Annotated in this window: 14 protein-coding genes; 11 read left to right on the top strand and 3 right to left on the bottom strand. The window is 73.1% G+C overall.

All coding sequences use genetic code 11. The annotated features are described in order from the left end of the window. From folP to SD626R_RS13165, 4 genes are all read left to right on the top strand, one after another. On the top strand, window positions 1-2,621 hold a 2,621-nt coding region (gene folP, locus SD626R_RS13180), incomplete at its 5' end, for a dihydropteroate synthase (RefSeq protein ID WP_092566801.1). A 36-nt stretch (window positions 2,622-2,657) separates the two neighbouring features. Then, window positions 2,658-4,109, top strand: a complete 1,452-nt coding sequence (locus SD626R_RS13175) for a DHH family phosphoesterase (protein ID WP_092566800.1) — start codon at window positions 2,658-2,660, stop codon at window positions 4,107-4,109. Between the two features lie 121 nt (window positions 4,110-4,230). Further along, window positions 4,231-5,301: an NAD(P)/FAD-dependent oxidoreductase gene (locus SD626R_RS13170; RefSeq protein ID WP_092566799.1), complete on the top strand. Its 1,071-nt coding sequence runs from the start codon at window positions 4,231-4,233 to the stop codon at window positions 5,299-5,301. 138 nt (window positions 5,302-5,439) lie between these two features. Further along, entirely contained in the window at window positions 5,440-6,000 is a 561-nt protein-coding gene (locus SD626R_RS13165; RefSeq protein WP_092566798.1) for a hypothetical protein, read from the top strand. 399 nt (window positions 6,001-6,399) lie between these two features. Here SD626R_RS13165 and ilvA read toward each other — a convergent pair whose 3' ends face one another. Both ilvA and SD626R_RS13155 read right to left on the bottom strand, forming a co-directional pair. Next, window positions 6,400-7,611 (bottom strand): threonine ammonia-lyase, encoded by a 1,212-nt coding sequence (gene ilvA / locus SD626R_RS13160; protein ID WP_092566797.1) that lies wholly within the window; start codon window positions 7,609-7,611, stop codon window positions 6,400-6,402. A gap of 238 nt (window positions 7,612-7,849) precedes the next feature. Then, entirely contained in the window at window positions 7,850-8,314 is a 465-nt protein-coding gene (locus SD626R_RS13155; protein ID WP_092566796.1) for a gamma-glutamylcyclotransferase family protein, read from the bottom strand. 131 nt (window positions 8,315-8,445) lie between these two features. On the opposite strand from SD626R_RS13155, the gene SD626R_RS13150 reads away from it, so the two are divergent. From SD626R_RS13150 to SD626R_RS13125, 6 genes are all read left to right on the top strand, one after another. Next, entirely contained in the window at window positions 8,446-9,879 is a 1,434-nt protein-coding gene (locus SD626R_RS13150; RefSeq protein ID WP_092566795.1) for an MATE family efflux transporter, read from the top strand. Window positions 9,880-10,031: 152 nt separating this feature from the next. Continuing rightward, window positions 10,032-11,540, top strand: coding sequence for a stage II sporulation protein M (locus tag SD626R_RS13145; RefSeq protein WP_092566794.1), 1,509 nt, complete (start codon window positions 10,032-10,034; stop codon window positions 11,538-11,540). Between the two features lie 88 nt (window positions 11,541-11,628). Further along, window positions 11,629-12,114, top strand: coding sequence for an Hsp20/alpha crystallin family protein (locus tag SD626R_RS13140; RefSeq protein ID WP_092566793.1), 486 nt, complete (start codon window positions 11,629-11,631; stop codon window positions 12,112-12,114). Window positions 12,115-12,214: 100 nt separating this feature from the next. Then, window positions 12,215-12,688: an Hsp20/alpha crystallin family protein gene (locus SD626R_RS13135; RefSeq protein ID WP_092566792.1), complete on the top strand. Its 474-nt coding sequence runs from the start codon at window positions 12,215-12,217 to the stop codon at window positions 12,686-12,688. 84 nt (window positions 12,689-12,772) lie between these two features. Further along, window positions 12,773-13,456 carry a protein-L-isoaspartate O-methyltransferase gene (gene pcm, locus SD626R_RS13130; RefSeq protein WP_092566791.1) on the top strand — a complete coding sequence of 228 codons (684 nt, stop codon included), beginning with the start codon at window positions 12,773-12,775 and terminating at the stop codon, window positions 13,454-13,456. A gap of 81 nt (window positions 13,457-13,537) precedes the next feature. Then, window positions 13,538-14,311 (top strand): protein-L-isoaspartate O-methyltransferase family protein, encoded by a 774-nt coding sequence (locus SD626R_RS13125; RefSeq protein ID WP_092566790.1) that lies wholly within the window; start codon window positions 13,538-13,540, stop codon window positions 14,309-14,311. 28 nt (window positions 14,312-14,339) lie between these two features. Here SD626R_RS13125 and SD626R_RS13120 read toward each other — a convergent pair whose 3' ends face one another. Beyond that, window positions 14,340-14,816, bottom strand: a complete 477-nt coding sequence (locus tag SD626R_RS13120; protein WP_092566789.1) for a DUF7382 domain-containing protein — start codon at window positions 14,814-14,816, stop codon at window positions 14,340-14,342. A gap of 118 nt (window positions 14,817-14,934) precedes the next feature. Here SD626R_RS13120 and SD626R_RS13115 point away from each other — a divergent pair. Further along, window positions 14,935-15,277: helicase HerA domain-containing protein (locus tag SD626R_RS13115; RefSeq protein WP_137782743.1), on the top strand; the 343-nt coding region annotated here is incomplete at its 3' end.

Below are 15,277 nucleotides of genomic sequence, written 5' to 3'. Positions count from 1 at the left end.
ACTACCACGAGGCGGCGGCGTTCCTCTTCGACCTCCGCCGCTTCTCGGTCAAGCCCGGGACCGAGCGGATCGCGGCGCTGCTCGACCGGCTCGGCAACCCCGAAGACGAGGTGCCGTTCGTGCAGGTGGCCGGCTCGAACGGGAAGGGGAGCGCGGCGCGGATGACCGAGTCGATCCTGCGCGAGGCCGGGCTCTCGGTCGGCCTCTACACCTCGCCGCACCTCTCGGCGCTCGCCGAGCGCGTCCGCGTCGACGGGCTGCCGATGACCGAGGACGCGATCGCCGACTTCGTGGCCGAGGCGAAGCCGTGGCTCGTCGAACGGGCCGCCGCCGGCGAGCCGCTCACCTTCTTCGAGGTCGTCACGGCGATGGCGATCCGCGACTTCGCGCGCCGCGACGTCGACGTCGCGGTGCTGGAGGTCGGGTTGGGCGGCGAGTACGACGCGACCAGCGCGGTCACCCCCGTCGCGACCGCCGTGACGAACGTCTCGCTCGAACACACCGACGTCCTCGGCGACACGATCGCGGAGATCGCCCGCACGAAGGCCCGGATCGCCGAGCCGGGCGCCCCCCTCGTGACGGCCTGCGAGGGCGAGGCGCTCGCCGTCGTCGGCGAGGTCGCCGACGAGGCGGGCGCGCCGGTCGCGAGGGTGGCGGGGGCGGACGCCACCGACGCCGGTTCGAACTCGGACGCCGTTCTCTCCGTCGCCTACGACGGGCGCGTGAGCCCCACCGACGCCGAGGCGACGCTCGCCGGCGAGGCCGCGGGGACCTACCGGATCCCGCTCGTCGGCGACCACCAGGCGACGAACGCGGGGGTCGCCGTCGCGCTGGCCCGGCGGACTGCGGCGGCGGTGGCCGGCGGAGCGGAAAGCGAAGCGGACGAACACACCCCGGAGTCGGCGGTCCGCGACGGGCTCGCCCGGGCGACGTGGCCCGGCCGGTTCGAGGTGATCGAGACGGCGCCGCTCACGGTGCTCGACGGGGCGCACAACCCGGCCGCCTGCCGGACGCTCGCGGGGACGCTCGCCGAGTACGACTACGACGACCTCCACCTCGTGTACGCGGCGATGCACGACAAGGACCACGCGGGCGCCGCGGGCGCGCTCCCCGACGCCGCCTCGGCGGTCACCTGTCGGCCGGCGCTCGACCGCGCGGAGGACCCGGAGGTGCTCGCGGCCGCGCTCCGCGGCGCCGGCGTCGACGAGGTGACCGTCGGCGACGACGTGGCCGCCGCGCTGGACCGCGCGGTCGACCGGGCCGACCCGGACGACTGCGTGCTGCTCGTCGGCTCGCTGTTCGCGGTCGCCGAGGCGCGCGCGGCCCGGCTCCGGACCGTGACGCCGCGGTCGGTCGACGGCGGGAGTCGACGCGGCGGGGACGACGCCCGGCGCACGCTCGACGCGGCCGGGGTCCCGCCGGACGCGGCCGCGGCCCGCGCCGACGGGATCGACCACCGCGTCCTGACGCTCCGACTGCGCGGCGACCGCGCCGAGCGCCTCGCGGCCGCGGTCCGGGCGGTCGGGGGCGACGCCGCGATCGGGGGACTCGGCGCGGGCGAGGGACGCGTTCCGGGCGGCGAGCAGGTACCGGTCACGCTGGGCGCGACGGTCGCCGAGTACCGCGAGCTGCTGGACCGCCTGCGTGCCCGGGAGGGCGAGGGGCTCGCGGGCGTCGCGGACGACGTCGCCGAGCGGCTCGGCTTCGACGAGACGGATTCGGACGCCGGGAGCGGTTCGGACCCCGACTACCCCTGGACCGACGGCACCGCGGTGATGGGCGTGCTCAACGTCACGCCGGACTCCTTCCACGACGGCGGGCGCCACGAGGCCCTCGAAGACGCGGTCGCGGGCGTCGAGCGCATGGTCGAGGCCGGGGTCGACGTCGTCGACGTCGGCGGCGAATCCACCCGGCCGGGCGCGGAGCCGGTCCCCGTCGACGAGGAGATCGACCGGGTCGTCCCGACGGTCGAGGCGGCCCAGTCGGTGCCGGCGGTCGCCGACGGCGACGTGCTGGTCTCTGTCGACACGCGGAAGGCCGAGGTCGCGGCGGCGGCGCTGGAGGCCGGCGCGGACGTGATCAACGACGTGACCGGGCTGGAGGACCCGGCGATGCGCGAGGTCGTCGCCGAGGCGGACTGCCCGGTCGTCGTGATGCACAGCCTCGACGCCCCGGTCGACCCGACGAGCGACCCCGAGTACGACGACGTGGTCGGCGACGCCATCGCGTCGCTCCGCGAGCGGCTGGCGCTCGCCGACACGGCCGGGATCGACCGGGACAGGGTGATCGTCGACCCCGGGCTCGGCTTCGGGAAGTCGGCTGCCGAGGCGTTCGAGCTGGTCGACCGCGTCGGCGAGTTCGCCGCGCTCGACTGTCCCGTGCTCATCGGCCACTCGCACAAGTCGATGTTCGGGGCGGTCGACCGCGGCCCGGACGACCGCGAGCACGCGACCGTCGCCGCCACCGCGCTCGCCGCCGACCGCGGCGCCGACCTCGTGCGCGTCCACGACGTGGCCGAGAACCGCGCCGCGGTCGACGTCGCCGCCGCGGTGAACGGGGCGCTGCGTGAGGGCGCGGACGCCGAAAGTGCGGACGCCGCGGGGACGGACGCCGACGAATGACGGCAGCGTTTTCCTTTCCGACCACTTCGCGCCCGTATGGCCCGGCGTCTGCTGCTCGGCTGTAGCGCGGTCGGGAACACGCTCGTCGACCGCAGCCGCGAGGAGAACGTCGAGCTCGTCGCGATCACCGACGACACCGGATGGGTGTCGACGCTCCGCGACCGCAACGTCGCCACCGTCGAGGCCGACCCCACCGACCCGTCGGCGTACCCCGACCGCGCCGCGGTCGTGCTGGTGGCGAGCGACGACCCCGCGCGCAACGTCGCCGCCGCCGAGGCCGCGCGGGAGCGCTACCCGGACGCGATGATCGTCGCGCACGTCGGGGAGAACCCGACCGCGGCCGAGCAGTCGGCGCTGGAGGCGGTCGCCGACCGCGTCGTCGACCCGGTCGAGGCGCTGGTCTCGCGCGTCTGCGAGGCGGTCGGCGCCGACGGCGACGACCCGGGGACGGAGGAGCTCCCCGTCCGGCTGCTCGCGACGCTCCGCGAGCTCTCCGGGCCCCTCCTCGTCGTCGCCCACGACAACCCCGACCCGGACGCCATCGCGAGCGCGATCGGGTTAGCGCGGGTCGCCGACGTCGTGGGCGTCCCCGCCGACCCCTGTTACGGCGGTGAGATCGCCCACCAGGAGAACCGCGCGATGGTGAACCTCCTCGACCTCTCGCTGTCGACGTTCGACGGGGTCGACCTCGACGACTACGACGGGGTCGCCCTCGTCGACCACTCGCGGGCGGGGATCAACGACAGCCTCCCCGAGGGGCATCCGGTCGACATCGTCGTCGACCACCACCCGCCGCGCGGACCGGTCGCCGGCTCGTTCGTCGACATCCGGCCGGACGCCGGCGCGACGAGCACGCTCATCGAGGAGTACCTCTCGCGGCTCGGCGTCGAGCCGGACCGGTCCCTCGCCACGGCCCTGCTGTACGGGATCCGGATCGACACGAAGGACTTCACGCGGTCGACGTCGATCCCCGACTTCGAGGCGGCGGCGTCGCTGTCGCCGCTCGCCGACGAGTCCACGCTCGAACGCGTCGAGAGCCCGAGCGTGAGCCAGGAGACGCTCCGGGTGCTCGCGAACGCCATCGAGGGGCGGGACGTCCGGGGGTCGACGGTCGCCTCCTGCGTCGGCGAGATCAGCGACCGCGACACGCTCGCGCAGGCGGCGGAGCGCCTCCTCGACCTCGACGGGATCGCGGTCACGTTCGTCTACGGCTACATGGACGGGGTGGTCTACGGCTCCGCGCGGTCGCGCGGGACGGACCTCGACGTGGGCGAGCTGCTCCGCGACGCGCTCGATCCGGTCGGCTCCGCCGGCGGTCACGCCACCATGGCCGGCGCGCAGGTCCCGCTCGGCATCTTAGAGGAGGCGTCGGAGTCGGAGTCGCTGGCGGAGGTCGTCGAAGCGTTCGTCTCCGGCCGCTTCTTCGAGGCGCTCGACGACGCGCCGACGCGGCCGCCCGACGCGGGACCGAAGTTTTCGACCGACTGAGGGCGGCCGTTCCGCCGCGAGCGATTCGGGCCCGGTCCGGTCCTCCGCCGCCGTCGACTCGTGTTCGGCAATCGCGCCCGATGGCGCAACCTACATGTTCCGCGGCGGCGAACGGTATCACATGACTGACGACGCCGTCGACCACCGCCGACTGATCATCGCCGGCACCGGCATCGCGGGGCTTTCCGCGGCCATCTACGCCGCGCGGTCGAACAACGACCCCCTGCTCATCGAGGGGGACGAGCCGGGCGGCCAGCTCACGCTGACGACCGACGTGGAGAACTACCCCGGCTTCCCCGAGGGGATCTCCGGGCCGGAACTGATCAACGACATGAAAGCGCAGGCCGAGAAGTTCGGCGCCGAGGCCCGAAACGGCGTCATCGAGGACGTCTCGAAGGAGCCCGCGGGCCACTTCCGCGTCGCGCTCACGAACGGCGACGTCTACACCGCCGACGCCGTCATCGCCGCCTCCGGCGCGAGCGCCCGGACGCTCGGCGTCCCCGGCGAGGACGAGCTGATGGGGTACGGGCTCTCGACCTGTGCGACCTGCGACGGCGCCTTCTTCCGCGGCGAGGACATGCTCGTCGTCGGCGGCGGCGACGCGGCCATGGAGGAGGCGAACTTCCTGACGAAGTTCGCGGACACGGTGTACATCGCGCACCGCCGCGAGGAGTTCCGCGCCGAGGACGTCTGGATCGAGCGCGTGATGGACAAGGTCGACGACGGCGAGATCGAGCTCCTGCTCAACACCGAGCTCACCGAGATCCACGGCACACCCGAGGACGGCGTCGACCGCGTGACGCTCGTCGAGCACCCGGACGGGCACCCGAAGGAGAAGCTCGACGACCCGGCGACCGCGGACGAGGTCGACGAGTACGACTTCGACGTGGGCGCCGTCTTCTTCGCCATCGGCCACACGCCGAACACCGACTTCCTGGAGGGGACCGGGATCGAGACCGACGACGACGGCTACCTGATCACCGAGGGCGGCCGCGGCGCGAACCAGACCGCCACCGGCGTCGAGGGCCTCTTCGGCGCGGGCGACGTGGTCGACTTCCACTACCAGCAGGCGGCCACCGCCAGCGGCATGGGCGTGCAGGCCGCGCTCGACGCCGACGACTACCTCTCCGAGCGCGAGCGCGCCGGCGAGCTTTATGAAGGTGAGGTCGACGCCGCGGCCGCGGACGACTGAGACGCGGTTCACCGCTTCGGGTGCGTTCGGTTCACCGCCCCGACGCCCCCGTCCGCACGCCCGAGGCGATCGGTGACGCAAACTCTTCTTTGAGCCATACGCGGTACTATCCCCGCCTCTCCCGTCGTTCGAAACGAGATGAACGGACGTGGTCTGGCCGTCGTCGCCGTCGCGCTCGCGTTGTTCGTGACCGGTAGCGCCGTCGCCCTCGCGGGTCCTGTGGCGGGAGGGCCCGGCGGCCTCCTCGGCGGGGCGAGCGATCCGCCGGCGCTGCTTCAGTTCGATTCCGACGAGGTCCGCTGTCCCGACGAGTTCGCGGCCAACAGTTCGACCGCGGTGTCTGCCGGGCCCGAGAACACGGAGGTAACGTACGCTCGAAACGTCTCGCTGCCGAGTTCCTCGCACGCGGTCGGCGGCCCGACGTTCGAACGGCTGAACGAGTCCGCCTACGTCCTCGACGTTCCGATCGAGGAGGCGGGGAATGCGTCCCGGTCGTGTTCGGGGGTCGTCCGCTACAACGGCACGGTGCGGATGCCCGCGGGGGACGATCCCTGGACCCTGATCGTGAAACAGGACGGCGAGCGGGTCACGACGCTGCGCGGCGACTCTGACCACACCCTCCTCGGCGGGTCGACGAGCGTGAGCGGAAGCGTTTCGGCCCCGGCACAAACGAACGGCTCCGCGAACTCGTCGGAGTGAGTCGCGGTCGCGGCGAACACCGACACGCCCCCGGTGGCTCGACGATACGCGAATACTGACTCAACGGCGACTCCTTCCACAGTACCGGCCGTTCGGCGATACGTCACCGACATTACTCCCGTCAACACCGGCAAAGCCCCAGGCGCTCGCTTATAAGTTGTTGACAGCAGATCGGCGGCGAACACCGGCAAAGCCCCAAGGGCGAGGACTCGCGCCTGCCCCTTTGAGTCCCGCCCCGCACGGCGACCGCGCCTCACGCCTCCCCAGCCTCGCGGTTCGTTCGGGGCTCCCTGCGGTCGCCCCTCACTCACCGCGTCCCTCGCGCGTGCGGTTCGCGGCCTGTCGGCCGCTCACCGGCACGCGCCGCCGCCGTCCTGTTTATAAAAGTCGCCGCTCGGCTCAGGACAGGACCTCGACCTCGTACCCGTCGGCTTCGAGTGCGTCGACGATGTCGGCGGCGTGTTCGGCGTCGTCGGTCTCCAGTTCGAGTTCGAGTTCGGCGGCGTTGACGGCGACGTCCCGCGAGGTGCGGTCGTGGTGGACCGCGTACACGTTCGCGCCGGTGCGCGCGACGATGCTGGAGACCCGCTCCAGCTCGCCGGGTCGGTCCTTCAGGCTGACCGTGATCTTGAGGTATCGACCCATCTGGACCAGCCCGCGCCGGATCACGGTCCCGAGGCGGTTGAGGTCGATGTTACCCCCGCAGAGCGCGGCGACGATCGTCTCGCCGTCGTCGTACTCGAACGCCTCGGAGAGCACGGCGGCGAGCGCGACCGCGCCGGCGCCCTCGACGAGCGTCTTCGCGCGTTCCAAGAGGAGCGTGAGCGCGAGGGCGATCTCGCGGTCGTCGACGGTGACAACCTCGTCGACGTACTCCGCCATGACTTCGAGGGTCTCCCCGCCGACCGCGCGCGTGGCGATCCCGTCGGCGATCGTGTCGACGCTGTCGATCTCCGTGACTTCGCCCGCTTCGAGCGACTTCGCGGCCGAGGCGGCGCCCTCGGCCTGCACGCCGACGACGCGGGCGTCCGGGAGCTGTTCTTTGACCGCGACCGCGACGCCCGAGATCAGCCCGCCGCCGCCGATCGGGACGACGACCGTGTCGAGCTCGGGGCAGTCGTCGACGATCTCCAGGCCGAGCGTCCCCTGCCCGGCCATCACGACCGGATCGTCGAACGCGTGGACGTAGGTCCGGTCCTCCTCGCGCTCCAGCTGATGGGCGTACGCCTGCGCCTCGTCGTAGTCGACGCCCTCCAGCCGGACGCTCGCGCCGTACCCGCGGGTGGCCTTCACCTTCGAGACCGGCGCGAACTTCGGCATCACGACGGTGGCGTCGACGCCCGCGCGCTGGGCCGCGAGGGCGACGCCCTGCGCGTGGTTCCCCGCGCTCGCGGTGACGACCCCGGCCTCGCGCTCCGCCTCCGAGAGCGTCGCGATCCGGTTCATCGCGCCGCGGATCTTGAACGCCCCGGTGCGCTGGAAGTTCTCCAGCTTGAGGCGGACGTCCGCGCCACTCATCTCGGAGAAGGTCCGCGACCGCTCTAAGGGCGTGTGACGCGCCACGCCGTCGACGCGCTCGCGCGCCGCGCGAACGTCGGAGAGGGACAGCATGCGTCCCCGTCGCCGCCCCGCCCGCTAATCGGTTCCGGTCCGGCGCGCCTCGCACACCGCTCGGGCCGGACGACGGGCTGCGCGCTCCGGACCGGGCGGAAGCCGACGGGCGAGCGACCGGCTCGCCGTCTGAGAAGGGGGGAATGCACGCGTGTGACGTGCACCTGGACTCAAACGGGCTGAATACAAAAAGGTGGGGCTAGCGGAGTGAAAGTGAAACCACACGACTGCGGCGCCGTCATTCCTCCGTCAGACGGGGTTTTTCGGGGGTCAGCCGCACCCGCACGTCGGCCCGTTCGAGGTACGCCGCGACGCGCTCGGCGAACCCCCGATCGGAGTCCGCGGACCCGTCCGGGCGGCTCGTCCCCGACCGCGTCGCGTCCGGCCACGAGGCGTCCGCGTCGAGGCGCTCCGGGTCGCCCACGTAGACGGCGGCCCGATCCGGGTGCCCGTCCGGCGCGTCGAGCGGGACGCTCACCCGGTGGTACAGCCCCTCCTCGACGCCCTCGTACTCGTCGAGCGCGGCCGTCTCGTCGGTCCGGAGGAGCCGACCGGCCGTCTCGCCTCCCGGGGCGAGCGTCGGGTACCGCCCCTCCACGGGACGGAGTCCCGTCAGGGTCGCCGGACCGACGTAGACGTACGAGTCGAGCACCGCGGCGACGCGGTCCGGCTCGGTCAGCGTCCCGTACGCGAACACGTCCATAGTCCGCGTGGGTCGTTCGCACGCTTGAAGCTTCGGGCGCGGAGACGTCGGGCGAGGCGAACCGCCCCGGACCCGGCGGCCTCGACCGGCTCCGACACGTAAAAGCGGCGCACGGCCCTCCGGCGTGACGCATGGACCTCCCGCGGCTGCGCGGCGTCTGGCGGCGCGTCTTCGCGCTCGCGTGGCCCGTGATGGCCGAGCAGACGTTCCGCACCGCGATGCGGACGACCGACGTGCTCGTCACCGCGCTGTTCTCGCCGGCCGCGGTCGTCGCTACCGGCCTCGCCGACCTCTACGCCCGGTTCCCGCTCCGGATCGGGCTCGGCCTCGGCGGCGGCGCGATCGCGCTCTCCTCGCAGGACACGGGCGCCGGCGCGACGGGGAACCGCGACGAGGCGGTGACGCAGGCGATCCTGATCGGCGCGCTCGCCGGGCTCCCGTTCGTGCTGTTCGGCCTCTTTTTCGGCGAGCTCGCGATCGACGCCTTCGGCCGGCTGGTCGGGGAGCGGACCGCGCCGGAGGTCGTCGCCCTCGGCTCGACGTACCTCGCGATCGTCTTCGCGACCGCGCCCGCGCGCCACGTCGCCCTGGTCGGCGCCCGCGCGCTCCAGGGGACCGGCGACACCCGAACGCCGATGTACGTCAACGTCGCGGCCAACTCGCTCAACATCGTCGGCTCCGTCGCGCTCGGGCTGGGGCTGTTCGGCCTCCCCCGGCTCGAAGTCGTCGGCGTCGGGCTGGCGACCGCGGGCGCGAACGTGCTCACCGCCGGGCTCCTCTGTCTCGCGATCTGGGGTCCCCGGACCGACGCGAGCTTCGCGCGCCCCCGGGACCTCACGATCGCCGGCCAGCTCCTCCGCGTGAGCGCGCCGCGGGTGGCCGAGGGGTTCGGCTCGGAGCTCGCCGAGTTCCCGTTTAACGCCCTCCTCCTCGGGTTCGGCGAGGCGGTCAACGCCGGCTTCCAGATCGGGCGGCGGGCGTACCAGCAGGTGACCGGCCCGCTCTCGCGCGGGTACAACGTGGCGGCCTCGGTGCTCGTCGGGCAGGCGCTCGGCGCCGGCGACCCGGACGAGGCGCGGTTCAACGGATGGGCGGTCGCCGGGCTCGGCGTGCTCACGGTCGGGGCGATCGGCGGCGGCCTCGTCGTCGCCGCGCCGCGGCTCGTCCCGCTGTTCACCGACGACGCGCCGACGGTCCGCTACGCGGTCGACTTCGCCCGCGTCTACGGGGTCGCCGGGACCGCGCTCGCCTGCTTCTCCGCGCTCTCCGGCGCGCTGCAGGGGGCGAGCGAGACGCGGGTCCCGCTCCTCGCGCGGGTGTCGGGGATGTTCGGGCTGTTCCTCGGCGCGTCGTGGCTGCTCGGGCGGACGGTCGGTCTCGGTCCGACGGGCGCGTACGTCGGCGTCTCGCTCGCGTACGCCTGGATGGCGCTCGTGGCGATCGCCGGCTTCCGGTACTCCGGCTGGGCCGGGCGCGCCGCGGACCTCATGGCGGAACGCGGCAGCGGCGTCGACTCCGAGGGCGACTCTGAGGTCGACGAGGCTGAGGAGCCGGCGACGGACTGAGTCGGCGACCCGGTGACGGATTTACTCGCGACCCGGTGACGGATTTACTCGCGACCCGGTGACGGACCGACCCGCGATCCGGCGGCCGGCCCCGTACCGACCCGACCCCGGTACACGGACCCATTAAGTGTCGAACGACCGAACCGCCTCGCATGGATCTGTCATCCGCCGTCACCGCCGCGGCCTCCACCCTCCGGCGGCGCCCCGCTGACCTGATCCCGTTCTACCTCCTCGGAACGGCGGTCCCCGTCATCGCCCGGATCGGCCTGTTCACCGCGCTCGCCGGCGTCTACCTCCACCTCGAGCTCACCGGCCGGCTCGCGGCCGCCCGCGAATCGCTCGCGGGAATGGACCTGACGCCGCCCGACACGCAGGACCCCGAGGCGTTGCAGTCGTGGAGCGAGTCGCTCGCCCCGGCGCTCGAACCGCTCGCGTCGCCGACCGCGATCGTCCTCATCGCGGCCGGAACGGCCGCGACCGCCGCGATCGCGGTCCTGACGTACGCCGCGGTCTCGGCCGGGCAGATGTCCGCCGTCGTCGCCCGGCTTCGGAGCGCCCGCGGGCTCACCGCCGGGATCGCCGGCGTCCGAGACCGCTGGCTCACGTTCCTCGGGATCTACGTCGCCGAACTGTTCTGCTGGCTCGGCGTCCTCCTCCTCGGCGGGATCGCGGTCGGCGCCGCGTTCGCCGTCAACCCGTTCCTCGGCGCCGCGGCCGCGCTCGTGGGCCTGCTCGTCGGCCTCGTCGCCCTCCTGCTCGTGCGGGCCGTCTTCGCGTTCGCCCCGGCCGCCGTCGTCGTCGACGACGCGGGCGCGGTTGCCGCCGTGGAGGGCGCCGGCGGGTTCGTCCGATCGAATCCGGCCGACGCCGCCGCGTACCTCGTCGTCGCCGTCGGCGTCCTCGTCGCGATCTCGTCCGCCGCCTCCGCGCTGGCGTTCCTCGGCGGCGGCGCGGTCGTCGCGCTCGTCAGCGCCGTCGTCGCCGCGCCCGCCCTCGACCTGCTCAAGACCGTCCTCTACGGCGACTACCGCGGCGCGGTCGACCCGCACGACCCCCCCGAGGCGAGCCTCCGCGCGCAGCTGTCCGGCGGCGTCCGCCGCGGCTGGCGCGAGATGACCGCGTTCGTGCGCCGAACCCCGGGCCTGCACGCCGTCGCCGTCGCCGTCGGCGTCGGGTTCGGCGCGCTCGGGTGGCTCGCGGTCGACCCGTTCGTCGGCGCGATCACGACCTCGATCGAGGGCCGACTCGTCGGTCACATCCCGCCCGTGGCGGCCCTCAACTTCTTCGGCAACAACTGGTCGGTCGCTATCGCGACGTCGCTGGCGGGCGTCGCCCTCGTGGTGCCGGCGCTGTCGTCGATCGCGTTCAACGGCCTCGCGCTCGGGGCCACGGCGGCGTTAGAGGAGAACCTCGCCGCGCTCGGGGCGTTCGTCGCCCCGCACGGGATCCTCGAGATCCCGGCGCTGTTCATCTCCGGCGCGCTCGGGATTCGTCTCGGGATCGTCTCGTGGCGGACCCTCCGCGGGCGGCGCTCCCGTGCCGAGTTCGCGGACGCCCTGGAGACCGCGTTCTGGGTGTTGGTCGGCGTCGGGACACTGATCGCCGTCGCCGCGTTCATCGAGGGGTTCGTCAGTCCGTACTACTGGCGCCCGTTCGTTTGAAGCCTGGCCACCGCTCGAATCGTTCGTCTGTCCCGCCGAACTCCCTCGCCCGTACGTTCAAGTCGCTCCGTCACCAATCCTGACCTGTATGACACGACGCGATCCCTTCGGCGAGATCGAGGAACTGCTCGAACGGATGGGCCGGGAGTTCGAGGAGCTCGGCGGCACGCTCGATACCCCCGGCGGCCCGCAATTCCCCGGCGCCCACGACGTCGACGTCGACGTGATCGAGGACGACGAGTCGATCACGGTCCTCGCCGATCTCCCCGGCTTCGACGACGACGACATCGACGTCGAGCTCCGCGACGACTCGCTTTCCATCGCCGCCACGCGCGAGGAGGAGCGGGACGTCGAGGTCGCGGACGCGGGCGAAGACGCCCCGGACGACCCGGACGGATCGAACGTCCGGTACCACCGCCGGGAACGCCGGTCGCGGTCCGTCTCGCGACGGATCCCGCTCGCCGAGCCCGTCGAGCGCGACGGCGCGACCGCCGCCTACGAGAACGGGGTCCTCACCGTCACGCTGCCGAAGCGGTCGGAGACCGGCGCCGGCCACAGCATCGACGTCAGCTGACGCGCGGGCGCCTGCGGGCGATCACACCCCCGCCGTGACGCGAGATAGCACCGCTCTCTCCGTATTTAATACCTCACGGCGCCTCTATTAGGTGATTGTCATGAACAGATACAACCCCTTCGACGAAATCGAGCAGTTCCTCGGCCGCACCCCGTTCGACGTCGATCGGGCGTGGGGACGCGACCTCCGGACCACCGACGTCGACGTCGCGGAGTACGACGACGAGTTCGTCGTCGTGGCCGATCTCCCCGGCTACGACCGCGAGCAGATCGACGTCCGGGCCACCGACGGTCGGCTCACGATCACCGCGGAGCGCGCGGCGACGACGCGAGACGGCGCGATAGACGAGGCGGGGGCCGCCACCGAGGCGGCCACCGACGAGGTCGAGGCGGCCGAGACAGCTCGATACCTCCGCCGCGAGCGCCGCCACGAGTCGGTCACGCGAACGGTCGACCTCCCGTCCTCGGTCGTCGAGAGCGAGGCGAGTGCGACGTACCGGCACGGCGTGCTCACGGTGACGCTTCCCAAGGACATCGGCGACGCCGCCGACGGTCACCGGATCGACGTGGAGTAGCGAATCCACGCGGAGCGGTCGCTTTTCTCATTCCTCACCGCCGGCGCCGACACCTTCTCCACAGCTCCCGTGCTATCGCTTCGCATGGGCGACGGAAACGAATCGGGCTCCGGAGACGAACCGGACCGCTCCGACCGCGCGGCCGCTCGCCGGGAGCTCGTCGACGCGCTCCGCGAGCGTCTCGACGTGAGCGAGCGTACGCTGTCGGCGATCGGGGCCGTCCCGCGACACGAGTTCGTCCCCGAGGAGCACCGCTCGCGGGCCTACGCCGACCGACCGCTCCCGATCGGCCGCGACCAGACGATCAGCGCGCCCCACATGGTCGCGGTGATGACTGACCTCCTCGGTCCGGACCGCGGAGACCGCGTCCTCGAAGTCGGCACCGGCTGCGGCTACCACGCCGCCGTCCTCGCCGAGCTCGTCGGCGCGGGAAACGTCTACAGCGCCGAGTACGTCCCCGAGCTCGCCGCCGACGCGCGCGAGCGGCTCGCCTGGCTCGGATACGACGTGACCGTTCGGGCCGGCGACGGCCGCGAGGCGTTCCGCGACGAGGCGTCGTTCGAGGCGGCCTCCCTGACGTGCGCCCCGTCCGGCGGCGTCCCCGATCCGATCGTCGAGCAGGTCCGGACCGGCGGCCGGGTCGTCGCGCCGGTCGGCGGCGGCGGGCCCCTCGGTTGCGGCGGTCAGCGGCTCGTGCGCCTGACGGTCCGCGAGGACGGCGTCAAGCGAGAGGACCACGGCGGCGTTCGGTTCGTCCCGATGCGGTGACGGCTCCCGCCTGACCGGGAACCGTCCCGCCGCTGCCGAGCCGAACGAGCGGTTTTAGGCGACCGAGCACCGAGCCGAACCATGGACGAGGCGTCGCTGCGGGCGGACATGATCGAGGGGCTCGAACACGAGCTCGGCGAGCCGCTCGGCGCCGCCGTGCTGACGGCCCTCAAGCGGATCCCGCGCGAGACGTTCGTCGACGACTCCCCGTACGCGAACGCCGCGAGCGACGAGGCCGGGACGCGCGTCCTCGCGCCGGCGACGGCGGTGCGACTGATCACCGCGCTGGACGCCGCGGAGGGCGACGACGTCCTCGTGGTCGGCGCCGGCGTCGGCTACTCGGTCGCGCTGCTCGCCGAGATCGCGGGCGCGAGACACGTCCACGCGGTCGACATCGACCGCGAGGCGGTGTCGATCGCGCGGTCGAACCTCTCCGCGGCGGGCCACGACGCCGTCCTCGTCGACCGGCGAGACGGCGCCAACGGACTGCCGGAGTACGCGCCGTACGACCGGATCCTCCTGGAGGCCGCCGTCCTCGAACCGCCGCGCGCGCTCAGGGAACAGCTCGCCGACGGCGGGCGGATCGTCTACCCGCGGGGGAACGCGGTCCAGACGGTCGCGGCGATCGAAGCGGCGTCCGAGACGGGGGCGGACCCGGACGACGACGCCCCGCGCGGGTTCCGCACCGTCGAGACCGCCGGTCCGGCCCGCCTCCAGCCGATGCTCGTCGACGGGGAGCAGCGCGGCGTGGAGCGGAACCGCACGCGCCGCGAGGACGCCGAGCGGGCCGAGCAGGGCCACTTCGCGCGACACGGCTGGGAGCAGGAGTGGATCGACTGGGACGACCGGTTGTGAGACGGGGGGTCCCGACGCGTCCCCTCCGTCACTCCTCGACGACGAGCACCGCCGTGTTCTCCCGCTCGTCGACGTAGTCGCCCTCCGCCGGCGGTTTGACGTCGACCGTAAGCGTCCCGTCCGGCTGGTTCGGTCCCAGCGTCGGCGCGATGTCGACCGTCGCGACCCCTTCTTCGTTCGTCTCCGCCGTCGCGACCCCGTCGATTTGCGCCGATCCGCTGCGGACGAGCACCGTCGCGTCGGCGACCTGCCCGCCGTCGGGGTCGATGACGGAGACGTCGATGGACTGTTCGCCGGGCGTCGTCACCTCAGGCTGCGGCTGCGCGTCCACCTCTGTCGCGGCGAGCCCCTCGATGTCCCCGATCATTCCCATCATCACGCTGAGGCTGGCGACGCCGACGACCAAGGCGATGACCAGTCTGACCGGCAACCCCTCGATCGCGCGGCTGTCCGCGCGGAACGATCGCCGGTTCGCGGTGCGTGCGTCGCGTTTCGAGTCCGACATACGGCCCCCTGGTCGCGGCATCGCTCATAAGCGGTCGGGCCGAGATCGACGCTGTCGGCGCGTTCCCCCCCTCTCCGCCTCCCCGGCCTTTTTGCCCGATACCGCGGCCACCGCCGGTATGCACGTGCTCGGACGCGAGGACGATGCGGACCGCGCGCTCGGATCCGCCGCCACGCTCCCGACCGTCCGCCTCGGCTCCTTTCTCGCCCGCGACGGCAGCGCCGGGGCCGCCGTCGGCGTCGACGCGGACCGCCCGCACGCCGGCGTCGTCTTCGGCAAGCGAGGCACCGGGAAATCGTACACGCTCGGCGTCCTCGCCGAGGGGCTCGCGGACGCCTCGGGCGTCTCGCCGGTCGTCGTCGACCCGATGGGCGTCTTCGAGGGGCTCCGCGCCGCGGGGGGCCGCACGGTCGCCCCGTCGATCCGTCCGAGCGCGATCCCGGCGTCCGCGTGGCCGGACC

This window comes from Halorubrum sp. SD626R (assembly GCF_001261915.1).
Lineage (GTDB): Archaea > Halobacteriota > Halobacteria > Halobacteriales > Haloferacaceae > Halorubrum.
The sequence above is the reverse complement of the archived record's forward strand: the minus strand, read 5'-3'. Positions and strand labels throughout refer to the sequence as shown.